This is a genomic window from Rathayibacter sp. VKM Ac-2857, from assembly GCF_013205025.1.
Classification (GTDB): Bacteria; Actinomycetota; Actinomycetes; order Actinomycetales; family Microbacteriaceae; genus Rathayibacter.
Window position 1 is genome coordinate 236,498 of the sequence record NZ_JABMLE010000001.1, and the last position, 26,398, is coordinate 262,895.

The window sequence follows — 26,398 nt, forward strand, 5'->3', positions numbered from 1 at the left end:
ACGATTAACTGTACCGAGTGCAGGAAGTCGTCTAGGGTGGCCGCGTGATCGAGACACTGCTCGCGGGCGACGCCGCGGATCCCCTGGACTACCGCGACGGCTGGGAGCTGCAGCGCCGGCTGCACGGCGAGGTGGTCGCGGGCGTCCGGCCGGGCACCCTGGTGCTCTGCGAGCACGCCGCCGTCTACACGGCGGGCAAGCGGACGGAGGCGCACGAGCGGCCGGTCGACGGCTCCCCCGTGGTCGACGTCGACCGTGGCGGACGGCTGACCTGGCACGGGCCGGGGCAGCTGGTCGGCTATCCGATCGTGCGGCTGCGCGAGCCGGTCGACGTGGTCGCCTACGTCCGCTCGCTCGAGGGCGTGCTGATCGACGTGCTCGACGACCTGGGCGTCGCCGGCGTGCGGGTCGACGGGCGGTCGGGGGTCTGGATCCCCCGGGCCGACGGCGCCGACAAGATCGCCGCGATCGGCATCCGGGTGGCGCACGGCGTGACGATGCACGGCTTCGCACTCAACGTGTCGAACAGCCTCGAGCCCTACTCCCGGATCGTGCCGTGCGGCATCGCCGACGCCGGAGTGACCACCGTCGAGCGCGAGCGCGGCGAGGCGCCCCCGATGGAGTCGGTGCGCGACCGGGTCGAGGCGAGATTCCGGGAGGCGGCTCCCGCCTTCGCTGCCGTGGACGCGATCGCGGGGGTCGCGGCGTGAGCGCCGAGACCGGCGGCCGGAAGCTGCTGCGCCTCGAAGTCCGCAACGCCGAGACGCCGATCGAGCGCAAGCCGGAGTGGATCAAGACCAAGGCCGTGATGGGCCCGGAGTACCGGCAGCTGCAGTCGCTGGTGGAGGACGAGGAGCTGCACACGGTCTGCCAGGAGGCGGGCTGCCCGAACATCTTCGAGTGCTGGGAGGACCGCGAGGCGACCTTCCTCATCGGGGGCTCGCAGTGCACGCGCCGCTGCGACTTCTGCCAGATCGACACCGGCAAGCCTGCGGACTACGACGCCGACGAGCCGCGCCGGGTGGGCGAGTCGGTGGCACGGATGAAGCTCCGCTACGCGACGGTGACCGGGGTGGCCCGCGACGATCTGCCGGACGAGGGCTCGTGGCTCTACGCCGAGACGATCCGGCAGATCCATGCGCAGGCGCCGGGGACGGGGGTGGAGATCCTGGTGCCCGACTTCACCGGGCGCGCGGAGCACCTGCAGCGGGTGTTCGACGCCCGGCCGGAGGTCTTCGCGCACAACGTCGAGACGGTGCCGCGCATCTTCAAGCGGATCCGGCCGGCCTTCCGCTACGAGCGCTCGCTCGATGTGCTCACGCAGGGGCGCGACGCGGGGCTCATCACGAAGTCGAACCTCATCCTCGGCATGGGCGAGGAGCGCGAGGAGATCTCGCAGGCGCTGCAGGACCTGCACGACGCCGGCACCGACATCGTGACGATCACGCAGTACCTCCGCCCGACTCCTCGGCACCTGCCGGTGGACCGCTGGGTGCACCCGGAGGAGTTCGTCGCGATCAAGGAGGAGGCGGAGGACATCGGCTTCCTCGGCGTGCTCTCCGGCCCGCTCGTCCGCTCCTCCTACCGCGCCGGCCGCCTCTGGGCCCGCTCGATGGAGTCGAAGGGGCTGCCGGTCCCCGAGCACCTGCGCCACCTGGCGGACGCGGCCCTCACCTTCTCCCAGGCGGTCTGACCCCCTCCGCGAGATGCCACTTGTGCACGCCTTGCACGGCGTGTCGCGCGCACAAGTGGCATCTCGCGGAACGGATCCTGGGGTCCCTTGCTGGTCGAGTAGCCCCGCAGGGGCGTATCGAGACCCGCGATCGCCAGCAGGGGTGGTCTGCAGACTTGCTGTCGGGCGCTGGTGGATCTCGATACGCCCGCTCCGCGGGCTACTCGATCAGCATGTGCGCCGCTCCGCTGGCTACTCGATCAGCACGGGCACCGCTCCGCGGGCTACTCGATCAGCATGGGTGGGACTTCCGAGAGGGCTGTTCGCCGAGTCGACCCGTCTCGGGCTGTGGCCTGCTCAGAGAGCCCGGTTCGCGTCCACTCGCCGCACCACGTTCCACTGAGCGGACCCGCACCGGGCGCTGATCGGAGCACAGAGCCCGGTTCGCGTCCACTCGCGCCCTGGCGAGGAGCGGCAGGTGAGGCTGCGGCGGCGTCCGGTCTCCTTCGCGAGATGCCAGTTGTGCACGCGTTTCGCGGCGTGTCGCGGGCACAAGTGGCATCTCGCGGAGGGGGAGGGAGGGCTCCCCCGGGTCAGGCGACGAGCTGGGCGGCGAAGACGTGGGGGGTGAAGCCGGTGAGGTCGTTGATGCCCTCCCCCTGGCCGACGAGCTTGATGGGGATGCCGGTCTTCTCCTGGACGGCGAGGACGAAGCCGCCCTTGGCCGAGCCGTCGAGCTTGGTGATGACGAGGCCGGTGACGCCGGCGTGCTCGATGAAGGCCTGGGCCTGCATCAGGCCGTTCTGGCCGGTGGTCGCGTCGAGGACGAGGAGGATCTCGGAGATCGGCGCCTGCTTCTCGACGACGCGCTTGATCTTGCCGAGCTCGTCCATCAGGCCGCCCTTGGTGTGCAGGCGGCCGGCGGTGTCGATGATGACCATCTCGATGCCGTGGGTCTTCGCGTACTCGACGGTCTGGTAAGCGACCGAGGCCGGATCCTGGCGCTCCTGCTGCGGCCGGACGATCTGCGCGTCGGCGCGCTGCGCCCAGGTGGCGAGCTGGTCGACCGCGGCGGCACGGAAGGTGTCGGCGGCGCCGACCACGACGCTGCGGTCGAAGTTGCGGAGGAACTTCGCGAACTTGCCGATGGTGGTGGTCTTGCCGACGCCGTTGACGCCGACGACCAGGATGACCGCGGGCCGCTCGCTGAGCTTCAGGGTCGTGTCGTACTTGGAGAGGCGCTCCTCGAGCGACTCGCGGAGCATCCGCTGGAGGTCGCGCGGGTCGGTCGTGTTGTAGCGGGCGACCTTGGCGCGGAGGTCCTCGACCATCTCCTCGGTGATGTCGGGCCCGAAGTCGGCGGTGATCAGGGCCGTCTCGAGGTCGTCCCAGGTCTGCTCGTCGATCGTGCGCTTCTCGAACAGGCCGCGGAGTGCGCGACCGAGCGACCAGGAGCTGCGTTCTGCCATGCGCCCAGGCTACCGGCGCGCGGGGGGCGGGCTGCGGCGCGGGGCGGGTCCGCGCGCGTCCACAGCACCGGCCCCTCCCCTACGCCGCGCTCACCGACACCTCCACGACCGCCCACGACAGCGCGGGCAGCGCCAGTGTCACGACCGAACCGTCGACCGCCACTCCCGCGAGCGGCACGAGCCCGACGGCGTCCTGCGCCTCGAGCGTGTTCGCCGTGTGGCGCGTGCCCCCCGACGGCACCTCCAGCAGTTCCGCGCGCAGCACCCGGCCGCCCGTGAAGCCGCGCAGCGAGATCGAGACGGCCGATGCGTCGTCGAGTCCGCGGTTGGCGAGGAAGAACGCGATGACGCCGCGATCGGCGTCGTAGGTCGCCGAGACGTCGACCTGGTCGGCGTCGCCGAAGGTGCCCGCGTCGACCTTGTCGCAGGTCACTGCCGTGCGCAGGATCTGCCCCTGCGCGAGCGCCGCCATCCGGGCGAACGGCCAGAAGATCGTCTGCTTCCAGGCCGGCCCGTTCTCCTCCGAGCGGATCGGCGCGATCACGTTGACGAGCTGCGCCTGGTTGGCGATCGAGACACGGTCGCCGTGACGCAGCAGCGAATTGAGCAGGGTTCCGACGACGACGGCGTCGGTCACGCTGTACGTGTCCTCGATGAGGCGGGGATGCTCGCGCCACGACTGCGAGACAGCGCTCGGCTGGTCGTCGGTGTCGAGCCCCGACTGGTACCAGACGTTCCACTCGTCGAACGAGAGGTCGATGTACTTCTTCGCCTTGCGCTTGGCCCGCACGGCGTCGCAGGTCGCGACGACCGACTCGATGAAGTAGTCCATGTCGACGGAGGACGCGAGGAACGACGCCGCATCGCCGTCGTGCTCCTGGTAGTAGGCGTGCATCGACATGTAGTCGACCTCGTCGTAGGCGTGGGAGAGGACGGTGTGCTCCCACGAGCCGAAGGTCGCCATCCCCGAGTTGGACGATCCGACGGCCACGAGCTCGATGGACGGGTCGACGAAGCGCATCGCCTTGCCGGCCTCCTGAGCGAGCCGACCGTACTCGTCGGCCGTCTTGTGGCCGATCTGCCACGGGCCGTCGAGCTCGTTGCCGAGGCACCAGAGCTTGATGTCGAACGGATCCGCGGCGCCGTTGGCGATGCGGCGATCCGACAGGGCGGTGCCGCCGGGGTGGTTGGCGTACTCGACGAGCTCGCGAGCCGCGTCGACGCCGCGGGTGCCGAGGTTGATGGCCTCCATGATCTCGACGCCGGCCTCCTTCGACCAGTCGACGAACTCGTGCAGCCCGAAGGCGTTGCTCTCCACCGTGTGCCAGGCACCGTCGAGGCGGCGGGGACGCTCGGCCGCGGGGCCCACGCCGTCCTCCCAGTTGTACCCGGAGACGAAGTTGCCGCCCGGGTAGCGGACGACGGTGGGGCCGAGCTCCTTGACGAGGGCGAGGACGTCCCGGCGGAAGCCGCGCTCGTCGGCCTGCTCGTGGCCGGGCTCGTAGATGCCGGTGTAGACGCAGCGACCCATGTGCTCGACGAACGAGCCGAACAGGCGACGCGGCACCGGGCCGATCGTGAAGTCGCGGTCGATGACGATGTGTGCCGTGGGCATGGAGCTCCTGACGTAGGTGTGAGGGACGAGTGGGTGCCCGCCCGGGGGCGGGGGCGTGGAGGTCAGCCCTTGAGGCCCGAACCGGTGACGCCTTCGACGATCTGACGCTGGAACGCCAGGTACATGACGATCAGCGGGAGTGCGGCCAGCAGAGCGCCGGCCTGGATGTCGGCGAAGCGCTGGCCGAACGAGCCCTGCACGGTGGCGAGGCCGACCGGGATGGTCATCAGATTCGGGTTGGAGAGCACGAACAGCGGCAGCAGGAGGTTGTTCCACACCCCGACGAACGTGAGGATCACGACGGCCGCGATCACCGGGCGCGAGAGCGGCATGATGACCGACCAGTAGATCTTCCACAGGCCGGCGCCGTCGATGCGGGCGGCCTCCTCGAGTTCCTTCGGGATCCCGTCGAAGAACTGCTTGAAGATGAACACCGCGATAGCGGCGGGGACCTGCGGGAAGATCACCGACCAGTAGGTGTTGAGCAGATTGAGAGCGCCGAGCTCCTGGAAGATCGGGATGATCAGCACCTGGCCGGGGATCATGATCCCGAACAGGATGAGCAGCAGCACGACGTTGGAGCCGCGGAACTTCAGTCGTGACAGCGCGAAGGCCGCCATCGAGGCGAAGAGGACGGTCAGCACGGCCGTGACGACCGAGGTGATGCCCGAGGCGAGGTACCAGTTCCAGATGTCACCGGCTCGGAGGAGCGTGGCGTAGGAGTAGAGGGTGGGGTTCAGGTCCTTCATGATCGCCGGGGCACCGAGCGCAGCCACCCCGTTGGCCGTCAGTGACGTCTTGAGCGCGAACAGGCTGGGGATGAGCCAGATGATCGCGAAGACGACGAGGACGACGGCCGAGACGATGCCGAAGGTCCGGTTGCCCGTGCCCACGCGGGCTGCGGTCGGCCTGGCCATCGGTGCCGCACCGGAGATCGGCGACTTCGTGGCACGAGGAGCGTCGGTGATGGCCACGATCAGGCCGCCTTTCGGGTGGCGGCGCGGTCGATGTACTGACGGATCAGCGCGATGGCGACGATGACGATGAGGAGGAGGACCGACGCGGCGGAGGCCGCGCCCAGGCGGTTGTCCGTGAAACCGACGTTCGTGACGAGGGAGAGTGCGACCTGGGTCGAGATGCCGGGGCCGCCGGACGTCATCAGGTAGACCTGATCGAAGATCTTCAGGGACGCGATGATCTGCAGCAGGATCACGAGCGTCGTGGTGCGGTTCAGCAGCGGCAGCGTGATGAAGCGGATCTGCTGCCAGGGCGTCGCCCCGTCGATGGCCGCGGCTTCGTACAGCTCGCGCGGGATCTCCTGGAGTCCGGCGAGGTAGAGGACGAAGTTGAAGCCGAGGGTCCACCAGACGGTGGCGATCGCGATGCCGATCATCGCGGTGCTCGGGTCCGCGAGCACGCCGGTCGCGCCGGTGATGCCGAACCAGCCCTGCGCGGTCGCCCACAGGCCCGTGCCCGGCGTGAAGATGAACAGCCAGATCAGCGAGATGGTCGCCGACGGGAGAATGTACGGCAGGAAGAACGCGAGGCGGAAGAACCACTGCCCGTGCCGGACCCGGTTGGTGAGGATCGCGAAGACGAAGGCGATGATCACGAGCGGGGGCACCGTGTACAGCGTGAACTGGAGCGTGTGCCACATCGCGCTCCAGAAGTCGGCGCGCGAGAGCATCTCGGCGTAGTTCGCGACGCCGGCGAACGAGCCCAGACCCGCTCGCACCGTCGAGGTGTTGAAGAAGCTGGAGACGACCATCCAGACGGCCGGCCCGAGGAGGAAGGCCAGGTAGAAGAGTCCGAAGGGAGCGATGAAGAGCCAGGCTCCCCGGCTCTCGCCGCGAGTGCGGCGGGATCCCGTGGTGCCGCTACTCGACGTCGATGTCGGGGCGGGGCGGATGAGGGCAGGTGCGGCGGTCACGTCGTTGTACCTCCAGGGGTCAGCGGTCGAGAGCGGGTCAGAGGGGGCTGGGGGTGTTCGTGTAGATCGCGAGCTGATCCTGGATGGCCTTCAAGGCTCCCTCGGGCGACAGCGACAGCTGCTGGACGAGGGCGAGCTGCGCGCCCACGGTGACCTCGAAGGTCGATCCTGATCCGCCGTACCAGGCCGGGTCGTCATAGACGGCGTAGTCGGCCGCGGACGAGTAGTCGGCCTGCGGTTCGAGCGCCTTGTACTCGGCGCTCTCGAGGGTCGGGAGGTACGCGGGCACGTGGCCGCCCATCGCCCAGGTCTGGCCCTGGTCGAGCATCGACTTGATGAAGCCCATCGCCTGCAGGCGCTGCTCCGGGGTGCGGTCCTTGCGGGGCAGGACGAAGGTGTGCGAGTCGGCCTGCACGGCCGGCCTGTCGAACAGCTGCGGAACCGGCACCATGCCGAAGGCGAGGCCCTCGATCGACTGCGCCGTGGTGATCTCCCACTCCCCCTGGAGGAAGATGCCGGACTGTCCCGTGAACATCGCCGTCTGCGCACCGGCGTAGTCGAGGCCCGTGTTCAGCCAGCCCTTGTCCACCCAGTCCTGGATCGTCGTGGTCACCCGGAGGAAGGCGTCCTCGTCGACCGAGATCGTCGCTCCGTTGTCGGAGAGGAACGGCGTCACGCCGTCGATCTGGTTGTAGAGCGTCCAGAACACCCGCCAGGGAGTCGCGGTCTCGTTGACGTTCCCGAAGGTGATCGCCGTGCCGCCGGTGACCTTCGCGATCGCGTCGAGCGCGGATTCGAACGTCTCGAGGCCGGTGAGGTCCTTCAGCTTCCCGTCCGGATCGAGGAGTCCCGCCTGGCCGCAGATGTCGGAGTTGAAGAACATCACGAGCGGGTGGGTGTCGAGCGGGATCGCGATGTTCTTATCGTCCGTCTTCTGGGCGTCCCAGGAGGCCGGGTTGAAGTCGGCGGAGGACATGCCGACCGAGGCGAGGTCCTCCTCCGTGATCGGGTCGAGGATCCCGCCGTCGTACAGCGGCTTCGCCCGCGTGAGGTGCGCGACCGCGACGTCCGGCGGCTTGTTGCCCACGGTGGCGAGCGTCAGTTTGGAGTAGTACGGGTTGCCCCACGCGAAGACGGTGGCCTGCAGCGAGCCGGGGCCGCCGTTCGCGTCCGCGTAGCCCGCCTGCATCTCCTGCATCCGGGTGCCGTCGCCGCCGCCGAAGAGGCTCCAGAAGATGAGCTGCTCGGGGTTGAGCGGGCTGCCGAAGAGGCCGGCTCCGATCGGACTGCTCGCGCAGCCGGCGAGAGCGAGAGTGCTCGCCGCGGCGAGAGAACCGCCCAGAAACGCCCGTCGGGTGAATGGTGACACCATGTCGACCTCCTCGTCGTGTGGCAGCGCCCGTGCCAGAACTGTGCACGACGGCCCGCGAGCGAGTCGGTCGTAGCGCTTGGACAGCAGCGTTACATCGTTGTAACGGGGAGTCAAGACCTGTGAGCGAGTCGCCTCGCAGAATCAGTCCGTGAGTGCCCGGTCCGTCGCGGTGGACGCCCGCGCGATGATCTCGTGCGGGATGAAGATCCGGCGCGGTGGGAGGGACCGGTCGGCGATCCGCTCCGCGAGCACCGACAGCGTGGTCTCGGCGAAGGCGCGCTTGTCGAAGGACACCGTGGTCAGCGGCGGGGACGCGAAGCGGCCGCCGCGCACGTCGTCGAAGCCGGCGACGGCGATCTGCTCCGGCACCCGGATGTGCCGAGCGAACAGGATGCTCAGAATTCCGACCGCCATCGAGTCGGTGAAGCAGAAGACGGCGTCCATCTCGACTCCCGCGTCGAGCGCGCGGGCGAACGCCTCCCCGGCCACGCTCGGAACCCAGTCCTCCGTCATGATCTCGAGGGCCGGGTCGTTCGGCACACCCGCGGCCGCCAGGGCCTCGCGGTAGCCCTTCGTCCGCGCTCGCGCCGACGCCCGATCGGAGTCGGGGCCGTCCGTCCCGACGACCGCGATGCGCCGATGGCCGCGCGCGAGGAGGTGCTCGGTCATCTCCCGAGCGGCGGCGACGCTGTCGACGGCGACCCTGTCGACGAGATCCTGCTCCACCTCGCCGATCACGACGATCGGCGGCAGCTCGGCGGTGCCGACGATGGCGCTCAGCTTCAGGCTGACCGGGTTGAGGACGAGGCCGTCGATGAGGTGCTCGCGCGCACGCGAGAGCAGCTCCCCTTCGCGGTCGGGGCGCCTGCCGGTCTGCTCCATCTGGATCGACCACCCACGCTCATGGGCGGCTTCCACGAACATGTCGAGCATGGCGGCGGAGTACTCGGTGGTCAGGTCGGGGAACGCGAGGGCGATCGCACCGGAGCGGCCGTTGCGCAGACCGCGCGCGCTGAGGTTGGGCACGTAGTGGAGCTCGGCGATGGCGGCCTCGACGCGCTCCCGAGTGTCGGGCCTCACGAACACGACGCCGTTGATGACGTTCGAGACGGTCTTCGGGCTCACCCCGGCACGAGTGGCGACATCCCGGACGGTTGCTCGCATGCGGCCCAGAGTAGCGCGGCGCTCAGCCCGGGCTGAGCGCCGCGTGCCGCAGAGCGCCCATCGCTCGTCAGACCGCCGGAGCCTCCACGCGCTGGCCGACCACGGCCGAGACGCCGTCCTGGCGCATCGAGACGCCGTAGAGGGCGTCGGCGATCTCCATCGTGCGCTTCTGATGCGTGATGACGATCAGCTGGCTCGAGGTGCGGAGGTCCTGGAAGATGCTGAGCAGGCGGCCGAGGTTCGCGTCGTCGAGCGCCGCCTCCACCTCGTCCATGATGTAGAACGGGCTCGGGCGCGACTTGAAGATCGCGACCATGAAGGCCACCGCGGCGAGCGAGCGCTCCCCGCCGGAGAGCAGCGACAGCCGCTCGATCTTCTTGCCGGCCGGGCGCACCGCGACCTCGATGCCGGTGGTCAGCAGGTTCTCCGGGTCGGTGAGCCGGATGCTGCCGGTGCCGCCGGGGAAGAGCACCGGGAAGACGTCCGCGAAGGCAGCCTGGGTGTCGTCGAAGGCCGAGGCGAAGACCGTCTGCATCGTCTCGTCGAGCTCCTCGATGATCGTCAGCAGGTCGCGCCGGGTGTTCGTGAGGTCGGTCAGCTGCTCGGTGAGGAAGACGTGGCGCTGCTCCAGAGCCGCGAACTCCTCCAGGGCCAGCGGGTTCACCCGGCCGAGCTGGCCGAGCTGCTTCTCGGCCTTGTCCAGGCGGCGGCGCTGCTCGTCGCGGACGAACGGGCGCGCGGGCGCCTCCGCATCGGTCTCGTCGGGGACCGGGACCTCGGGGCCGTACTCGGCGACCAGCACGTCCTCGATCAGGCCGAGCTCGGAGCCGGCGCGCTCGAGCAGCCCGGTGAGCTGCAGGCGCTTCTCGTAGATCTGCAGCTCGAGGCCGTGCACGCTCTCGGTGACGCTCTGCAGCCGGTCGCGGAGGACGCCCTCCTCGCGGCGCAGCGCCTGCAGCTCCTCGTTCTGCTGCGAGCGGGCGGTCTCGGCGCGCAGCAGCTCGGCGCGCGACTGCTGCACCGAGCGGTCGACGGAGGCGAGCACGGCGGGGATCGCGCCGGTCACGTCGGCCGCGGCGTCGTGCTGGCGGCGGCGGATCACCGCGCGGCGGGCGGCCTCGTCGGCGGCCGCGCGGTCGGCCGCTTGCTGGCGCTCGAGCGACTCGCCGCGGGACTGCTCGGCCCGGACGCGCTCCTTGGCGGTCTCGACGCCGAGGCGCGCCTCGATCTCGCGCTCGCGGGCGGCGTCGACCTCGCGCTGGAGGCCGTCGCGGGCGCTGACGTCGAGGACCGGCCGCGGGCGCGAGCGGGCGACGTCCAGCTCGCCCTTCGCCTTCTGCGCGGCGGCCTCGGCGTCGCCGACCCGCTCGGTCGCGATGGTCAGGGCCTTCTCGCCGCGGCCGAGCTCGGCGGTGGCGCCCTCGAGCTGCGCGCGCACCCGGCCGAGACGCTCGGTGTGCGCGGCGCGGGCGGCGTCGTGCTCGCGCAGGGCGGCGAGGGCGAGGCGCGACTGCTCCTTCGCGGCGCGGAGGGCGCCGGTCTGCTCGGCGAGGTCGAAGCGGAGGCGGTCGATCCGGCCCTCGATCTCCTCCAGCCGGCTCGCGGCCGCGTCGCGCTCGGAGACCAGCTCGAGCCGGCTGCGCTGCCCGCCCGCTCCCCCGCTGAGGACGGCGTCGGAGACCGAGGCGCCGTCGCGGGTGACCACGGTGACGGGGTGCTCGCCGCCGGCCAGGGCGGGCCAGAGCCGGCGGGCGGTGTCGAGGTCGTCGACGACGACGCCCTGCTCGAGCAGGGCGAGGACGCCGTCGGGGCCGGTGACCAGGTCGCGGGCGCGAATCGCCCCCTCCGGCACCTCGATCGCGAGGGCAGGGCGGGCGGCGTCGCCGATCAGCAGCTCGACCCGGCCCAGCTCGCGGCGGATCGCCTCGTCCAGCGCGGCCTCGGCGTGGGGCTGCGAGTCGGCGAGCACGGAGTCGGCGGCAGCGCCGAGGGCCGCCGCGATCGCCGCCTCGTAGCCGGGGCGGACCTGGATGCGCTCGGCGACGCGGCCGCGGACGCCGTCGAGACGGGTGGCGATCAGCTCGGCGGAGCCGTCGGAGACGTCGAGGGCGAGCGAGAGGGCGCTGCGGCGGGCGGCGAGGCCGTCGCGCTCGCGCTCGAGGGCGTGCAGCTCCTCGCGGAGCCGCTCGATCTCGCCCTCGGCCTCGAACACCGAGGACTGCGCCAGCTCGTAGCCCTCGTCGAGCGTGCCGTCGGTGCCGCCGCCCGCCTCGCCGATCTCGTCCTCGAGCGCGTCGAGCTGGCGCTGAGCGGCCTCGCGGCGCTGCACGGCGGAGTCGAGGGTGTTCTGCGCGCGGAGGACCTCGCCGCGGACGGCGGCGAGGCGGGAGGCGGCGGTGTCGGCCTGGCCGGTGAGCTTGGACAGCTCGAGGTCGTGCCGGGAGACCAGCGCCGACTGCGCCGCGATCTCCTCGTCGGTCGCGTCCAGGGCGCCGCGGGCGCGCACCGTCGCCTTCTGCGAATCGGTCCACGCGGTCTCGGCGTCGAGCACGGCGACGCGGAGGCGCTCCAGCTCGGCGCGCGCCTCCTCGACCATGGGCGCCGTGACGCGCGGCTGCACCGCGGGCTGCTCCGACTCCGCCTCGAGCAGGGCGAGGCGCTGGCCGGCGAGCGCCGCCAGATTGCGCAGCCGCTCCTGCACCGACTCCAGCTCGAAAGTGGTGCGCCGGGCATCGTCCACCGCGTCACCGACCATCTCGGACTCGATCCGCGCGGTCCGCAGCGTGCTCTGCTCGAGCCGCTCCTGCAGCACGAGGCGCTCGCTGTGCCGCTCGCTCTCCGTCCGGGCGAAGCCGTCGAGCGCGGTGCGGAGGGTGACGACGTCGTCGGCGAGCAGGCGCGCGCGGGCGTCGCGGACGACCGCGGCGATGGTCTGCGCCTGCCGGGCGACCTCCGCCTGGCGGCCGAGGGGCTTGAGCTGGCGGCGGATCTCGCCGGCGAGGTCGGAGAGGCGGGTCAGGTTCGCCTGCATGCCGTCGAGCTTGCGGAGGGTCTTCTCCTTGCGGCGGCGGTGCTTGAGGATGCCGGCCGCCTCCTCGATGAAGCCGCGGCGCTCCTCCGGGGTCGCGTGCAGGACGGCGTCGAGCTGGCCCTGCCCGACGATGACGTGCATCTCGCGGCCGAGACCGGAGTCGCTCAGCAGCTCCTGGACGTCGAGCAGCCGGCAGGCGCGGCCGTTGATCGCGTACTCGCTGCCGCCGTTGCGGAACAGGGTGCGCTTGATCGTCACCTCGGTGTACTCGATCGGCAGCGCGCCGTCGGTGTTGTCGATGGTGAGCGCGACCTCCGCGCGGCCGAGCGGGCCGCGGGTGGAGGTGCCGGCGAAGATGACGTCCTCCATCTTGCCGCCGCGGAGGGTCTTCGCGCCCTGCTCCCCCATCACCCAGGCGAGCGCGTCGACGACGTTGCTCTTGCCCGAGCCGTTGGGCCCGACCACGCAGGTGACCCCGGGCTCGAAGGCGAACGTGGTCGGCTGCGCGAAGGACTTGAACCCCTTGAGGGTCAGGCTCTTCAGGTACACCCGGCCGCCTCGCTCCGCTCGAAAACGCTCCCTACGGTACTCGACGGGCTCCGCCGTGCCGCGGAACCGCGCGGTGCGGCCCGGCGGCGTGCACACTGGGGACGTGACGAGCCCCACCGACCCCGCGCTCCGGATCCGCGAGCTGCCGATCCCCGAGCACCCGGGCGCCGAGGGCTGGGACGACTTCGTCACCCTCACCGCGATCGGCAACGCCGTCGAGGCCGAGGGCACCGGGACGGACGAGCTCGGCTTCCCCGCCGAGACGAACCTCGGCGAGTGGCGGCAGCAGGAGTTCGACCCGCGCCGCGCGTTCCTCGCCGAGCTCGTGACGGACGACGGCGTCCGCGCGGTCGGCAGCGGCGAGCTGCACTGGAGCACCGAGGAGGGCGACGACGCGGCCTGGCTGGCGTTCTCGGTCCTCGACGCCGAGCGCGGGCGGGGCGTCGGCTCCGCGCTGCTCGAGCGGCTGACGGCGGAGGCGCACGCGCTCGGGCGGACGGTGCTGCAGACCTGGACCGCGCACCGCGCCGACCGCTCGGGGCCGCGCCTGGCCGCGCGCTCGGGCGCCGGCTCCGTGCCCGCCGAGGACCCCGGTGCGCGCTGGCTCGCCTCGCGCGGCTGGGTGCTCGAGCAGGTGGAGCGGGTCAGCGTGGTGCGGCTGCCGCTCGACGCGACACTCGCCGCGTCCCGGCGCCGCGGTGCGCTCGCGCACGCCGACGGCTACGCGCTCCGGCACTGGAGCGGCGCGACGCCCGAGGAGCTCGTGGACGGGATGCTCGCCCTGCGCGCGAGCATGTCCGCCCAGGCGCCGACGGCCGGGCTGTCCGTGCCGGAGGAGACCTGGACCCGCGAGCGGCTGGAGGCGCACGACCGCGAGTCGACCGCCGGCGGGCGGGTGGAGCTGACCTCGGTCGCGCTTCGGGACGGGCAGCCGGTCGGCTACTGCACGGTCGACGTGCTGCCGGGCCGCGCCGCGCTCTGGGGCGCGACGCTCGTGCAGCCGGCGCACCGCGGGCACCGGCTCGGGATGCTGCTGAAGCTCGACGCGCTCGAGCACCTGGTCGCGGCCGACCCGGACTGCCGTGCCGTCTACACCTGGAACGCGGAGGAGAACCGGCCGATGCTCGCCGTGAACGAGGCCGTGGGGTTCCGGGCGATCGCGGTGGAGGGCCAGTGGAAGCTGGAGGGGCAGTGGAAGCGGGAGGGCCAGTTGAAGCCGACCGAGGTGTCGCCGTGAACCCGCTCGTGGAGCCCGGACCGCCGCTGACCGCCGCCGAGCGCGAGCGCTTCGCCCGGCAGATCCGGCTCTCGCCGCTCGGCGAGCTCGGGCAGCGGCGCCTGCGGAACGCGCGGGTGCTCGTGCTCGGCGCGGGCGGCATCGGCTCCCCGGTGATCACGGCGCTCGCCGCGGCCGGAGTCGGGCACCTCGGGATCGTCGACGGCGACGTCGTCGAGGCGTCCAACCTCGCGCGGCAGACCGCGCACGACGAGTCGTCGATCGGCTCCTCGAAGGCCGAGTCCGCAGCGGCGACCGCGCGGCGGCTCTCCCCCGGGATCGACGTGCGGGCCTTCCCCGTCTCCTTCACCGGCGCGAACGCCGACGCGCTCGTCGCCGGCTGGGACGTGGTGGTCGACGGCTTCGACACCTTCGGCTCGCGCTACCTCGCCTCCGACGCGACGACCCGGGCCGGGGTCCCGCACGTCTGGGGCTCGGCGCTCGGCTTCGACGGGCAGCTGTCCACCTTCTGGGCGGACGCACCCGGCGGCGGGGTCACCCTGCGCGCCCTGCACCCCGGGGCGGAGGACGCGGCGGACAGCTGCGCGACGGTCGGCGTGCTCGGCTCTCTCTGCGCGGCGATCGGCTCGGCGATGGCGAGCGAGGTGGTGAAGCTCGTCACGGGCGTCGGCGAGCCGCTCTTCGGGCGAGTCGTGGTGCACGACGCGCTGGACGGCTCGTGGAGCGAGCTGCCGCTGGCGCGCGCGGTGCCGCCGGTGGCCGCGGTGCTCGCTGTGGCCGGAGCGGTGACCGCCGATGAGCTGCGGGCGCGGCTCGCCGGGCCGACGCCGCCGACCGTCGTCGACCTGCGGGAGGACGACGAGGACCGCTCCGTCGAGATCCCCGGGGCGGTGCGGCTGCCGATGTCGCGCTTCGATCCGGCGCTGCTGCCCGCGGGGCCGCTGGTGCTGCACTGCGCGTCGGGGGTGCGCTCGCGGATCGCGGCCGACCGCGCGGCGGCGGCGGGGATCGCGTCGGACTCGCTGCTCGGCGGGATGGTGGGCTGGCGGAGCTGATCCGGGCGGATCAGCCGCCGGCGAAGGGCGGCAGGACATCCACTGAGGCGCCTGCGGGCAGCGGAGTGGCGCGGTCGGTCGTCGAGACGCCGTCGACCAGGTAGCTGCAGCGGGCGAGCACGTCGGCCGCGGACGGCTCGGAGGCGACCAGCGCGGCCTCCAGGGCGGCCAGGTCGGCCACGCCGTCGAGCTCGTCGGAGGCGCGCCCGAGGGCGGCCTTCGCCGCGGCGAAGTAGCGGACGCGCACGCTCAGCCGCCGATCGCGCTCATGGTGCGCTCGGGCTGCACGAAGCCGGCCCGGTTCATCTCGTGGCCGGCCGGCTTGGCCCACATCGCGCCGCGCCAGAGCTGGGCGACGTGGTGGTCGTCGGCGCCGGAGCGCATCGCGCCGAGCAGGTCGGTCTCCTCGTTGGAGAACAGGCAGCTGCGGACGCCGCCCTCCGCGGTGAGTCGGGTGCGGCGGCAGTCGCCGCAGAACGCCTCGGTGACGGACGCGATGATGCCGACCGTGCCGAGCAGCTCGTCGGAGCCGATCGCGCGGACGTCGAAGAGCTCGGCGGGAGCACCGTCGCGGGGCGCGGCGTTCGGCGTGAGGACGAAGCGCTCCGAGAGCAGGTCGCGGATCATCGCCGCCGTGATCATGGTCGAGCGGTCCCAGCCGTGGTCGGCGTCGAGGGCCATCTGCTCGATGAAGCGGAGCTGGTGCCCTCCGGCGAGCGCCCAGGCGAGCAGCTCGGGCGCCTCGTGGTCGTTGATCCCGGGCAGCAGCACCGCGTTGATCTTGGTCTGCTTCAGGCCCGCGGGGCCGAGCGCGTCGATCCCGGCGAGGACCCGGTCGAGGAAGGGGCGGCGGGTGACCTTCGCGAAGGTCTCGGCGCAGATGGAGTCGAGCGAGACGTTCACCCGGTCCAGGCCCGCGTCGGCGAGCGCCTGGGCGCGCCCGGAGAGGCCGATCGCGTTGGTGGTCAGCGAGATCTCGGGGCGCGGCTCGATCGCGGCGACGTCGCGGATGATGTCGACGAGGTCCTTGCGCAGGAGCGGCTCGCCGCCGGTGAAGCGGATCTGGCGGACTCCGAACTGCTCGACGGCGATGCGGGCGAGGCGGACGATCTCCTCGCGGTTCAGCAGCGACGCGGGCGGCTGGAACGGCAGGCCCTCGGCCGGCATGCAGTACGTGCAGCGGAGGTTGCAGCGATCGGTCAGCGAGATGCGCAGGTCGTCGGCGACGCGGCCGTAGGTGTCGAGCAGGAGCGGGGTCTCGGGCCGCTCGGCGGGGAGGACGGCACCGCGCGGGCGGGGCCGGATGCCGGGGATCCCGAGTGCTGTGCTCATCCGGACAGACTACGCGCCGGATCCGGGCGGGAGCGGGCAAGATGGAGACGTCCCTGCCGCCGGTCAGGAACGCCCCGTCCCATCAGGAACGCCTTCGCCGGCCAGGACCTCCGAGAGGACCCGATGACCTCGATCGATCTGCATGCCGCCCGCGTGCGCGCGCTGCTCGCGCCGCTGGCCACCCGCGGCGCCCGCGAGACGCTGGCGCTCGATCCCGCCGCGGTCGCCGCCGATCCGGGCGCGTACGACCGCCGGGTGCTCGCGCGCTCGGTCGACGCTCCGCTCGATCTGCCGCGCTTCGACAACTCGCAGATGGACGGCTTCGCGGTGCGCGCGGCCGACCTCGCCGCGGCGAGCGCCGACAGCCCGGTCTCGCTGCCGGTGGCCGCGCCCGTCCCGGCCGGCGACCGCGCTCCCCGGCACGAGGCGGGCACCGCGGTGCCGATCATGACGGGCTCGCCGCTGCCCGCCGGTGCGGACGCCGTCGTCGCGATCGAGACCGTCGACCCGCCGCGCTTCCCCGCCCCCGGCAGCACCGGTGTCCGCGTGGCGTTCTCGCGCCCCGTCGTCGCGGCGGCCTTCGTCCGCGCCCGGGGCAGCGACGCGAGGCAGGGCGACCTCGCGCTGCCCGCCGGCACCGTCCTGCGCGCGGCGCACTACGGACTGCTCGCCTCGCTCGGCCTCACCGAGGTCGAGGTGCTGCCCCGGGTCCGCGTGCTGATCGTGCCGACCGGGCACGAGATCCGCGCGGCCGGCTCGGAGCTCGAGGACGCGCAGATCTACGACGCCAACGGCTCGCTGCTGGCCGAGGCGGTGCGCGAGGCGGGCGGTCTGCCGATCGTGGTGCCCTGCGGCAGCGACCGGGCGGAGGACCTCCTCGCCCTCCTGGACGCGCACGCGGCCGAGGCGGACCTCGCGATCACCGTCGGCGGCGTCAGCGCGGGCGCCTACGAGGTGGTCCGCGACGCGCTCGGGGCGGCGGGCTCGGAGTTCGGCCACGTCGCCGTGCAGCCGGGCGGACCGCAGGGTCTGGGGCTCGTCCGGGTCCGAGACGACCTGCACCTGCCGATCGTCTCGCTGCCGGGCAACCCGGTCAGCGCTCTGGTCTCGTTCGAGCTGTTCCTGCGGCCCGTGCTCCGCTCGCTCGCCGGCCGGCTGCCGGCCGAGCGCCCGCGACTGCGCGCCCGGCTGGCCACGCCGCTCGACTCCCCCGGGCACCTGCACCAGATCCGGCGCGGCACCCTCGACGACGAAGGGCTCGTGCACGCCGTCGGCGGGCCGAGCTCGCACCTGCTCGCGTCCTACGCTCGATCGAACGTGCTCATCCACGTCCCGATCGGGACCGAGCACGCCGCGACCGGAGACACGGTCGAGATCTGGAGGATCGATGACTGAGACGACGGACGCGACCGGAAGCGGCGGGGCCACCGACGGCGCGGAGCTGACCCACGTCCGCGGCGACGGTGCCGTGCACATGGTCGACGTCGGCGGCAAGCAGGTCACCTCGCGGGTCGCGGTCGCGGAGGGGTTCGTCGAGACGACCCCCGACGTCGTCCGCCTCCTGGCGCAGGGCGAGCTGCCCAAGGGCGAGGCGCTCGGCGTCGCGCGCATCGCCGGCATCATGGCGGCGAAGGCCACCTCCGCGCTGATCCCGCTCTGCCACCCGCTGGTGCTCGACGGCGTCGACATCGACCTCGAGCCCGGCGACGACCGGGTCCGGATCGAGGCGCGCGTGCGCACGAGCGGCCGCACCGGCGTCGAGATGGAGGCGCTCACCGCCGTCAGCGTCGCCGCGCTCACCGTCTACGACATGATCAAGGCCGTCGACCGCGGCGCCGTCATCACCGGGATCCGCGTCCTGGCGAAAGAGGGCGGCAGGAGCGGCTCGTGGAGCCGGGCGTGAGCCGCACCGCGGTCGCGGTGGTCGCCTCCACCCGCGCCGCCTCGGGCGTCTACGAGGACCGCACCGGCCCGGCGCTGCTGACCTGGTTCGAGAGCCGCGGCTGGAGCGGCCGCGTGGTCGTCGTCGCGGACGGCGAGGCGGTGGGCGAGGCGATCTCCGACGCCCTCTCGGCCGGCACCGACGTCGTGATCACCACCGGTGGCACCGGCGTCGCGCCGAGCGACGTGACTCCGGAGCAGACCGCGCCGCTGCTCGAGCGCGAGCTGCCCGGTCTCGCCGAGGCGATCCGCGCGCGTGGCGCCGCCCACGTCCCGACCGCCGTGCTCAGCCGCGGGCGGGCGGGCGTAAGCGGCCGGAGCGTGGTCGTCAACCTGCCCGGCTCCCCCGGCGGCGTCCGCGACGGCATCGAGGTGCTCGAGCCGGTCATCGGCCACCTGCTCGACCAGCTGGGCGGGGGCGATCATGTCCGCTGATGCCGTCGCCCTGGCCCGGCTCTCCCGCGAGGCGATCACCGTCGACGAGTGCGAGCACGCCGTCGAGTCGCCGACCCACGGCGCCGTCGTCACCTTCGCCGGCGTCGTCCGCGATCACGACGAGGGGCGCGGCGTGCTGCGGCTCTCCTATGAGGCGCACCCGGAGGCACCCGCGGCGCTGCTCGCCTCCGCCCGGCGGATCGCGGAGCGCTTCCCCGAGGTGCGGGTCGCCGCGGTGCACCGGGTCGGCGACCTCGTCGTCGGCGACCTCGCGCTCGCCTGCGCCGTCGCCTCCGCGCACCGCGCCGCGGCCTTCGAGGCCTGCGCGGCGCTGGTCGACGACATCAAGGCGTCCGTGCCGATCTGGAAGGAGCAGTCGTTCGTCGACGGCAGCTCGGAGTGGGTCGCGTCGCTCGGCTGATCGCCCTCGGCGGGCTCGGAAACACGAGCGTCACACGTGTGGGGTTCACTGGAGCGAGCGCGCCGTCGGCGCAGGGAGCGGAGGGCGCGGCATGGACCTGAACACGATCCAGCGCGTGCGCGTCGTCCGCGAGCGCGCCGACCTGGCCGCGATGGGTCCGCGCACCGCGGTGATCGGCGGCGGGTCCTGGGTGTTCTCGCTCCCGCACGACCACCTCGACGAGCTGCTCGACCTGCAGGGCTTCGGCTGGGAGCCGTACCGCGAGACGGCCGAGGGCCTGTCGATCGCGGCGACCTGCACCCTCGCCGAGCTGTCGGCGATGCCGGACGGCGGCCGGCCCTCGCACCCGCTCTTCTTCCAGTGCTGCACGGCGCTGCTGGGCTCGTTCAAGATCTGGAACGTCGCCACGGTCGGCGGCAACATCGCCAACGCGCTCCCGGCCGGCCCGATGATCAGCCTCGCCGCGGCGCTCGACGCCGAGGCGCTCGTCTGGCGGGCGGACGGCTCCGACGCGCTCGTGCCGGTGGCCGAGCTGGTGACCGGCAACATGACCACCTCGCTCGAGCACGGCGACGTGATCCGCTCGATCGAGTTCCCGCGCCGGGCGCTGGAGGCGCGGACGGCGTACCGGAAGATCGCGCTGTCGCCGCTCGGGCGCTCCGGAGCGGTCGTCATCGGTCGCGTCGACGCCGACGGGGCCTTCGTGCTCACGGTGACCGCCGCGACGATCCGGCCCGAGGTGCTGCGGTGGCCGGCACTCCCGTCGTCCGAGGACCTCGACGACGCGATCGGCGCGATCGCGACCTGGTTCACCGACCCGCACGGCGCGGCCGACTGGCGGCGCGCGGTGGTCGGCGTGCTGGCCGAGGAGATCCGCGGCGAGCTGGACGGCACGGCTGAGCCGGAGACGATCGCTCGGCCGGTCCCGACGGAGGGAGGCGCCGCATGAGGTTCACCGTCAACGGCGAGCCGGTCGACGCGTCGCCTCGTCCCGGTCAGGTGCTGCGGACGCTGCTGCGCGACCACGAGCACTTCGAGGTCAAGAAGGGCTGCGACGCCGGCGACTGCGGCGCCTGCTCGGTGCTCGTCGACGGCACGCCCTTCCACTCCTGCCTCTACCCGGCGCACCGCATCGAGGGCCGCGAGGTCACCACTGCCGCCGGACTCGGCACTCCGGAGGAGCCCGGCGCGGTGCAGCAGTCGTTCGTCGATCACGCCGCCTTCCAGTGCGGCTTCTGCACGGCCGGCATGGTCGTCACCGCGAGCGCCCTCGAGGGGGCGCGCGAGGAGGACCTCCCCCGGCTGATGAAGGGGAACCTCTGCCGCTGCACCGGCTACCGGCCGATCCGCGAGGCGGTGTCCGAGCACGTCTGCGAGCCGCCCACCGGGCTGACTCCCGTGCGCCGCACCGGGCGCGTCTCCGCCGACGAGTCCCGCGTGGGCCGCCCGCTCGGCGCCCCGGCCGGCCGCCGCATCGTCTCCGGGCAGGAGCCGTACACGCTCGACGTCGCCGTGCCCGGGCTGCTGCACCTCACGGTGCTGCAGAGCCCGCACGCGCACGCCCGCATCCTCTCGATGGACACCGCGGTCGCCGCGACGATGCCCGGCGTCGTCGCCGTGCTGACCGCCGCCGACGTCCCGGACGTCCTCTACTCCACGGCACGGCACGAGTCGCGACTGGACGACCCCGACGACACCCGGATGCTCGACACCGTCGTGCGCTTCCGCGGCCAGCGCGTCGCGGTCGTCGTCGCCGAGTCGGTCGGCGTGGCCGAGGCCGCCTGCCGCGCGATCGAGGTCGAGTACGAGCTGCTGCCCGCGGTCTTCGACCCCGAGGAGGCGCGCGCGCCGGGCTCCCCGCTCCTGCACGCGGACAAGGACCCGATCGCCTCGCGCATCGCCGACCCCGGCTCGAACGTGGTCGCCGAGCTGCACGGCGAGTACGGCGACGTCGCCGCGGGGCTCGCCGAGGCGGACGTCGTGGTCGAGGGCCGCTGGACCACCTCCCGCGTCGCGCACACCGCGCTGGAGACGCACGGCACGATCGGCTGGCTCGAGGGCGACGAGCTGGTGCTGCGCACCTCCACCCAGGTGCCGTTCCTGGTCCGCGACGAGATCGCGCGGATCTTCGACCGCGACCCCGCGAGCGTGCGGGTCTTCACCGCACGGGTCGGCGGCGGCTTCGGCGGCAAGCAGGAGATCCTCACCGAGGACGTCGTCGCGCTGGCCGTGCTGGCGACCGGGCGGCCGGTGCAGTTCGAGTTCACCCGCTCCGACGAGTTCACGATGGCGCCCTGCCGGCACCCGATGCGGGTCGACGTGACGCTCGGCGCGCGCCGCGACGGCCGGCTGACCGCGCTGAGCGTCGACGTGCTCTCGGACACCGGCGCCTACGGCAACCACGGCCCCGGAGTGATGTTCCACGGCACCTCCGAGTCGGTCGCGACCTACACGGCGCCGAACAAGCGCGTCGACGCGCAGGCGGTCTACACGAACAACCTGCCCTCGGGCGCGTTCCGCGGCTACGGCCTCGGCCAGGTGATCTTCGGCATCGAGTCGGCGATGGACGAGCTCGCCGGCGAGCTGGGCATCGACCCGTTCGAGCTGCGGCGGATCAACGCGGTGAAGCCCGGCGAGCCCCTCGTGGTGACCCACGTGGAGGGCGACGACATCGGCTTCGCCTCCTACGGGCTCGACCAGTGCCTCGACCTCGCGGAGGCGGCGCTCGACCGCGCGACGGGCGCCGCGGCTCCGGAGGGACCGGGCTGGAGCACCGGGCGCGGCATGGCGGTCGCGATGATCGCGACGCTGCCCCCGCGCGGCCACTTCTCCGAGGCGACCGTGTCGGTCGACGCCGACGGTGTCCTGACGATCGGAGTCGGCACCGCGGAGTTCGGCAATGGGACGACCACCGTGCACACCCAGCTCGTCGCGAGCGCGTTCGGGGCCTCGGCGGACCGGGTGCGGATCCGGCAGTCGGACACGGCTGCGGCGCGGTACGACACCGGCGCGTTCGGCAGCGCGGGGACGGTGGTGGCCGGCAAGGCCGTGTACAGCGCGGCGCTGCGGCTGCTGGCCGACCTGCGCTCGCTGGCGAAGCGGCTGACCGGGCACGACGGCAGCGAGTTCGAACCGGACGACGAGGGGCTCCTCGCCGCGGACGGCACCCGGGTGAGCTTCGCGGACCTCGCGCTCGCGGCCGGCGGACCCGTGTCCGCGACCGGCAGCGAGGACGGCGCGCAGCGCTCGCTCGCCTTCAACGTGCAGGGCTTCCGCGTCGCGGTGCACGCGCCGACCGGCGAGGTGCGGATCCTGCAGTCGGTGCAGGCGGCCGACGCGGGCTTCGTCATCAATCCGGCGCAGCTCCGCGGGCAGGTCGAGGGCGGCGTCGCCCAGGCGATCGGCTCGGCGCTCTACGAGGAGGTGATCCTCGACGGCGAGGGCACCGTGACCACGGCGATCCTGCGGAACTACCACATCCCGCAGATGGCGGACGTGCCGCCGACCGAGGTCTACTTCGCCGACACGGCCGACGAGCTCGGGCCGTTCGGCGCGAAGTCGATGAGCGAGGCGCCCTACAACCCGGTGGCGCCCGCCCTCGCCAACGCCGTCCGCGACGCCGTCGGCGTCCGGCCGCACGCGCTGCCGATCTCCCGCGACCGCGTCTGGCGCCTGCTCCACCCCGACGCGGCCCCCGTGCCCACGGTCGACGCGGGCGCGCCCCCCGGCTGACCCGGCGACTGCGGAGGCCGCGGCCGTGGCCGACCATGCTGGTCGAGTAGCCCCGCAGGGGCGTATCGAGACCCCCCCCCACCGCCAGCACGCGGGGTCTGCAGACCAGCCTGCTGACGACCGTGGATCTCGATACGCCCGCTCCGCGGCCTACTCGATCAGCAAAGAGGCGACCCTCCATGGAATCGCCAGCGCCTTCATGCTGGTCGAGTAGCCCCGCAGGGGCGTATCGAGACCCACGCACGTCAGCGCGCCGGGCCTGCAGACCGCCCCGCGGACGACAACGGATCTCCTTGAAAGAGACGCCCGCACCCATGCTGGTCGAGTAGCCCCGCAGGGGCGTATCGAGACCCACCACCGCCAGAACGCGGGGTCTGCAGACCAGCCTGCTGACGACCGTGGATCTCGATACGCCCGCTCCGCGGCCTACTCGATCAGCATGGAGGCGCCCACTCGGTCGGTCTGCGCACGGCGACTCGGTCAGCATGCAGACGCGGTGGGCTTCGCCTCCATGCTGGTCGAGTAGCCGCGCAGCGGCGTATCGAGACCCACGCTCGCCAGGACACCCCGCCGAGACGTCAGACGCGGGAGGCCAGCTCCGCGCTCGCGCGGGCGACCTCGCGGGCGATCGCGTCCTCGTCCGCGCCGACGAGGTGGCCGTCGGCGACCGCGGGCCGACCGTTCACGAGGAGGAGCGTCACCGGCGGCTGCGCGCCGAGCGCGAGCGCCGCGACCGGGTCGGCGATGCCGGCGTGCTCGATGCCGTCGATCCGCCACAGCGCCAGGTCGGCGAGCTTGCCCACCTCGATCGAGCCGATCTCGTCCTGGCGGCCGAGCACGCGCGCGCCGCCGATCGTCGCGATCGAGAGCGCCTGCCGCGCGCTCATCCGGTCGGCCCCGGCGCGGAGGCGGTTCATCAGCACGGCCGCGCGGATCTCGGAGCCGAGCTGCCCGGACTCGTTCGAGGCGGCGCCGTCCACGCCGAGCCCGACCGGAGCCCCGGCCGCCAGCAGCTGCGGGATCGGCGCGATGCCCGCCGCGAGCCGCGCGTTCGACGACGGGCAGTGCGCGACTCCGGTACCCGTGGCCGCGAACTTCGCGATCGCGTCGTCGTCGAGGTGCACGCCGTGCGCCATCCAGACGTCGTCGCCGAGCCAGCCGAGCGACTCCAGGTAGTCCGTGGGCGACATGCCGAAGGTCTCGCGGGTGTACGCGTCCTCCTCGACCGTCTCGGAGCCGTGGGTGTGCAGCCGCACGCCGAGCTGCCGGGCGAGCACCGCCGACTCGCGCAGCAGGTCCGGGGTCACCGAGAACGGCGAGCACGGCGCGATCGCGACGCGCACCATCGCCTCGAAGGAGGTGTCGTGGTAGCGCTCGACGGCCTCGCCACTCGCCTGCAGCGCCGCGGCCGTGGTCTCGACCGCGAAGTCCGGCGGCAGCCCTCCCTGCGACTCGCCGAGGTCCATCGAGCCGCGCGTCGCGTGCAGGCGCAGCCCGAGCGTCGAGGCCGCGTCGACGATCCCGCCGACGATGTCGCCGGAGCCGCGCGGGAAGACGTAGTGGTGGTCGCCCACGGTGCTGCAGCCCGAGCGGGCGAGCACCCCCATCGCGCCGAGGGACGCCGACCGCGTGAGGTCGGCGTCGATCCGCGACCAGGCCGGATAGAGCGCGACGAGCCAGTCGAAGAGGATCGAGTCCTGCGCCCAGCCGCGGGTCAGCCACTGGTAGAGGTGGTGGTGGGTGTTGACGAGCCCCGGGGTCAGCAGGTGGCCGCGGCCGTCGACCAGGGTGAGCACGACCGGCTCGGCCGACGGCACTCCGGTGGGCGCCCGGCCGTCGAGCGCCCAGGCGGGTGGAGCGCCGGCGCCGACCGCGACGGTCCGCCGGTCGTCGACGACGACATGACCGCCCGGATGCTCGGTCCCGGCGGCGTCGACGGTGGCGACATGGGCTCCGGTGATGACGTGGCGCTGCATCCCCCGAGCATGCCAGCGCGGTGTTTCGCCGTCGTTTCCGTGGAGCAGCCCGCCTCGGTCGAGGCGGCTCGCCTGCTCAGCGGGTGAAGAGGTAGACCGTGAAGGGAGGAGCCGTCCACGAGCGCGTCGGCGTGCGGACGGTCCATCGGCCTGAGACGGTCACGACCCCGGCGTCGAGCTCGTGCGCGGTGATCCGCCGCTCCGCAGTGCTGAAGCTCGAGGACTCGCCGGGCTCGAGCTCCTCGGCGGTCGGGCCGATGTCGTGGAGGGCCACGTCTCCGGTGTTCGCGAAGTGGTAGGTGAGCGTGATCGGCGAACCCGGTTCGATCAGCCCGCCGGGCGTCGTCTCGAAGCGCGCGGTGACGTCGACGTGCAGCCCGGGATGCTCGACGACGGAGGACCGCGACGAGGTCAGCGACGAGGTCGGCTTCGGCGTGCTCGGGAGCGGCAGGTCGGCGGATGCCGCGGGTGCGACGCCGCACACCAGTGCGGCACCGACCGCCGCTGCCGTGACGAGGGACGGGAAGCTTCTTCGGTGGGGGCGGACGCGAGCCGGCCGGCGCAGACGAGACGAGTGCGGCGACGCGCTGATGGAGGGGCGATCGATCATGGGAACTCCCTGAGGGTGCGCGGAAGGGGACAGCGAACGGGTTCGTGCTTCTCTCGGCGAGGACGGCCTCACGGTGAGGGCCACGCCTCTTCGGCACGGCACGCTTTCGAGACGGATGCGGGCCGGCGGAGGAGGACGGACGCGGAGCGATCGAGCCTCGCTCCGCATCCGTCCCCTCGAGGCGGTCCGCCGGCCCCCCGCGAACCGCGGGTCAGCCGGTCGGACCGCCGCCGACCTCTGCCTGCTCTAGCCGATGGACCAGGGGAAGAGGAGGTCGAACGTGCTGGTCGGCGAGGTCACCGAGCCGACCGGCGTCCTCGCCGTCCAGGTGCTCGACAGGGCCACGTAGCCCCGCCGGAGATCCTCCCCGGTGACGACGCGCCCCTTGACGGTGATGGTGGAGACCTTGTCGACGTCCAGGTTCAGGCTCGTCGGACCGACATCGCGCAGCGGCATGTCACCGGTGTTGAAGAACGAGTACACGACGGTGATCGGCGTGCCCAGCCCGATGACGGCCCCCGGCGCGACGTCGAAGGAGGCGTAGGTCTTGACCTTGAGCCCGGGGTGCACCGCGGCTCCGCTTCCCCTTGAGGCAGCGAAGGTGAAACCGCCGTCGGAAGCCGCGACGGCCGACGGCGCCGACGCACTCCCGCCGCTTGTGACGATGCTCTTCGCCGGGCTCGTCGGGGCTGCGACGTCCGGGGTCGGGTCGGCGAGCGCGGCCGGAGCGAGGCCGCCTGCGAGACCAGCGACGAGCGCGAGGGTCGCGACGGTCGAGCGGCTTCCGCGCGCGGGACGGGCGGCGGTGAGGGAACGGGTGGGTTCGGTCATGGTGACTCCTGGTTCATCGTGCTGAG

Annotated in this window: 22 protein-coding genes; 10 read left to right on the forward strand and 12 right to left on the reverse strand. The window is 72.8% G+C overall.

All coding sequences use genetic code 11. From position 1 onward, the window contains the following. The first annotated feature begins 44 nt into the window (after nucleotides 1–44). Both lipB and lipA read left to right on the forward strand, forming a co-directional pair. Complete coding sequence (gene lipB, locus HQQ86_RS01075) at nucleotides 45–710, forward strand: lipoyl(octanoyl) transferase LipB (protein ID WP_367948502.1); 666 nt, start codon at nucleotides 45–47, stop codon at nucleotides 708–710. Then, complete coding sequence (gene lipA, locus HQQ86_RS01080; protein WP_173285752.1) at nucleotides 707–1,693, forward strand: lipoyl synthase; 987 nt, start codon at nucleotides 707–709, stop codon at nucleotides 1,691–1,693. The genes lipB and lipA overlap by 4 nt, the downstream gene beginning before the upstream one ends. Nucleotides 1,694–2,265: 572 nt before the next feature. On the opposite strand, the gene ftsY is transcribed toward lipA, so the two are convergent. The 7 genes from ftsY to smc all read right to left on the reverse strand — a co-directional run bounded on the left by ftsY (nucleotide 2,266) and on the right by smc (nucleotide 12,802). Next, nucleotides 2,266–3,141: a signal recognition particle-docking protein FtsY gene (ftsY, locus tag HQQ86_RS01085; RefSeq protein WP_123445706.1), complete on the reverse strand. Its 876-nt coding sequence runs from the start codon at nucleotides 3,139–3,141 to the stop codon at nucleotides 2,266–2,268. A 79-nt stretch (nucleotides 3,142–3,220) separates the two neighbouring features. Beyond that, on the reverse strand, nucleotides 3,221–4,756 hold the full coding sequence (locus HQQ86_RS01090; protein ID WP_173285754.1) for an alpha-N-arabinofuranosidase: 1,536 nt from the start codon (nucleotides 4,754–4,756) through the stop codon (nucleotides 3,221–3,223). Between the two features lie 62 nt (nucleotides 4,757–4,818). Then, the gene (locus tag HQQ86_RS01095; protein WP_367948503.1) at nucleotides 4,819–5,730 is read right to left on the reverse strand and encodes a carbohydrate ABC transporter permease; all 912 of its coding nucleotides are present in this window, start codon (nucleotides 5,728–5,730) and stop codon (nucleotides 4,819–4,821) included. 2 nt (nucleotides 5,731–5,732) lie between these two features. After that, nucleotides 5,733–6,686 (reverse strand): carbohydrate ABC transporter permease, encoded by a 954-nt coding sequence (locus tag HQQ86_RS01100; RefSeq protein WP_173285756.1) that lies wholly within the window; start codon nucleotides 6,684–6,686, stop codon nucleotides 5,733–5,735. Between the two features lie 37 nt (nucleotides 6,687–6,723). Then, on the reverse strand, nucleotides 6,724–8,058 hold the full coding sequence (locus tag HQQ86_RS01105; protein WP_173285758.1) for an extracellular solute-binding protein: 1,335 nt from the start codon (nucleotides 8,056–8,058) through the stop codon (nucleotides 6,724–6,726). A gap of 141 nt (nucleotides 8,059–8,199) precedes the next feature. Next, nucleotides 8,200–9,222 carry a LacI family DNA-binding transcriptional regulator gene (locus tag HQQ86_RS01110; protein WP_173285760.1) on the reverse strand — a complete coding sequence of 341 codons (1,023 nt, stop codon included), beginning with the start codon at nucleotides 9,220–9,222 and terminating at the stop codon, nucleotides 8,200–8,202. Nucleotides 9,223–9,289: 67 nt separating this feature from the next. After that, a complete protein-coding gene (smc, locus tag HQQ86_RS01115) occupies nucleotides 9,290–12,802 on the reverse strand; it encodes a chromosome segregation protein SMC (protein ID WP_173285762.1) in 3,513 nt (1,170 codons plus the stop codon). Between the two features lie 103 nt (nucleotides 12,803–12,905). Here smc and HQQ86_RS21905 point away from each other — a divergent pair, with 103 nt between their 5' ends. Together HQQ86_RS21905 and HQQ86_RS01125 are read left to right on the forward strand one after the other, a co-directional pair. After that, nucleotides 12,906–14,039, forward strand: coding sequence for a GNAT family N-acetyltransferase (locus HQQ86_RS21905; protein ID WP_173285764.1), 1,134 nt, complete (start codon nucleotides 12,906–12,908; stop codon nucleotides 14,037–14,039). Further along, entirely contained in the window at nucleotides 14,036–15,094 is a 1,059-nt protein-coding gene (locus tag HQQ86_RS01125) for a ThiF family adenylyltransferase (protein ID WP_367948504.1), read from the forward strand. The genes HQQ86_RS21905 and HQQ86_RS01125 overlap by 4 nt, the downstream gene beginning before the upstream one ends. 10 nt (nucleotides 15,095–15,104) lie before the next feature. On the opposite strand, the gene HQQ86_RS01130 is transcribed toward HQQ86_RS01125, so the two are convergent. Next, nucleotides 15,105–15,341, reverse strand: a complete 237-nt coding sequence (locus HQQ86_RS01130) for a MoaD/ThiS family protein (RefSeq protein WP_367948505.1) — start codon at nucleotides 15,339–15,341, stop codon at nucleotides 15,105–15,107. Between the two features lie 2 nt (nucleotides 15,342–15,343). Continuing rightward, on the reverse strand, nucleotides 15,344–16,426 hold the full coding sequence (gene moaA, locus HQQ86_RS01135) for a GTP 3',8-cyclase MoaA (protein WP_173285768.1): 1,083 nt from the start codon (nucleotides 16,424–16,426) through the stop codon (nucleotides 15,344–15,346). Between the two features lie 123 nt (nucleotides 16,427–16,549). On the opposite strand from moaA, the gene glp reads away from it, so the two are divergent. From glp to HQQ86_RS01165, 6 genes are all read left to right on the forward strand, one after another. Further along, nucleotides 16,550–17,821 carry a gephyrin-like molybdotransferase Glp gene (gene glp / locus HQQ86_RS01140; protein ID WP_173285770.1) on the forward strand — a complete coding sequence of 424 codons (1,272 nt, stop codon included), beginning with the start codon at nucleotides 16,550–16,552 and terminating at the stop codon, nucleotides 17,819–17,821. Further along, nucleotides 17,814–18,329: a cyclic pyranopterin monophosphate synthase MoaC gene (gene moaC / locus HQQ86_RS01145; RefSeq protein WP_173285772.1), complete on the forward strand. Its 516-nt coding sequence runs from the start codon at nucleotides 17,814–17,816 to the stop codon at nucleotides 18,327–18,329. The genes glp and moaC overlap by 8 nt, the downstream gene beginning before the upstream one ends. Then, entirely contained in the window at nucleotides 18,326–18,802 is a 477-nt protein-coding gene (locus tag HQQ86_RS01150) for a MogA/MoaB family molybdenum cofactor biosynthesis protein (RefSeq protein WP_173285775.1), read from the forward strand. The genes moaC and HQQ86_RS01150 overlap by 4 nt, the downstream gene beginning before the upstream one ends. After that, entirely contained in the window at nucleotides 18,792–19,223 is a 432-nt protein-coding gene (locus tag HQQ86_RS01155; RefSeq protein WP_173285777.1) for a molybdenum cofactor biosynthesis protein MoaE, read from the forward strand. Before HQQ86_RS01150 ends, HQQ86_RS01155 begins: the two co-directional genes overlap by 11 nt. Nucleotides 19,224–19,314: 91 nt before the next feature. After that, nucleotides 19,315–20,172, forward strand: a complete 858-nt coding sequence (locus HQQ86_RS01160; RefSeq protein ID WP_173285779.1) for an FAD binding domain-containing protein — start codon at nucleotides 19,315–19,317, stop codon at nucleotides 20,170–20,172. Further along, entirely contained in the window at nucleotides 20,169–22,955 is a 2,787-nt protein-coding gene (locus HQQ86_RS01165; protein WP_173285781.1) for a molybdopterin-dependent oxidoreductase, read from the forward strand. The genes HQQ86_RS01160 and HQQ86_RS01165 overlap by 4 nt, the downstream gene beginning before the upstream one ends. Nucleotides 22,956–23,533: 578 nt before the next feature. Here HQQ86_RS01165 and HQQ86_RS01170 read toward each other — a convergent pair. The 3 genes from HQQ86_RS01170 to HQQ86_RS01180 all read right to left on the reverse strand — a co-directional run bounded on the left by HQQ86_RS01170 (nucleotide 23,534) and on the right by HQQ86_RS01180 (nucleotide 26,372). Next, nucleotides 23,534–24,931: an 8-oxoguanine deaminase gene (locus HQQ86_RS01170; RefSeq protein WP_173285803.1), complete on the reverse strand. Its 1,398-nt coding sequence runs from the start codon at nucleotides 24,929–24,931 to the stop codon at nucleotides 23,534–23,536. A 76-nt stretch (nucleotides 24,932–25,007) separates the two neighbouring features. Beyond that, nucleotides 25,008–25,415: a hypothetical protein gene (locus tag HQQ86_RS01175; protein WP_173285805.1), complete on the reverse strand. Its 408-nt coding sequence runs from the start codon at nucleotides 25,413–25,415 to the stop codon at nucleotides 25,008–25,010. A 372-nt stretch (nucleotides 25,416–25,787) separates the two neighbouring features. Continuing rightward, nucleotides 25,788–26,372 carry a hypothetical protein gene (locus HQQ86_RS01180; RefSeq protein WP_173285807.1) on the reverse strand — a complete coding sequence of 195 codons (585 nt, stop codon included), beginning with the start codon at nucleotides 26,370–26,372 and terminating at the stop codon, nucleotides 25,788–25,790. Nucleotides 26,373–26,398: the final 26 nt, after the last annotated feature.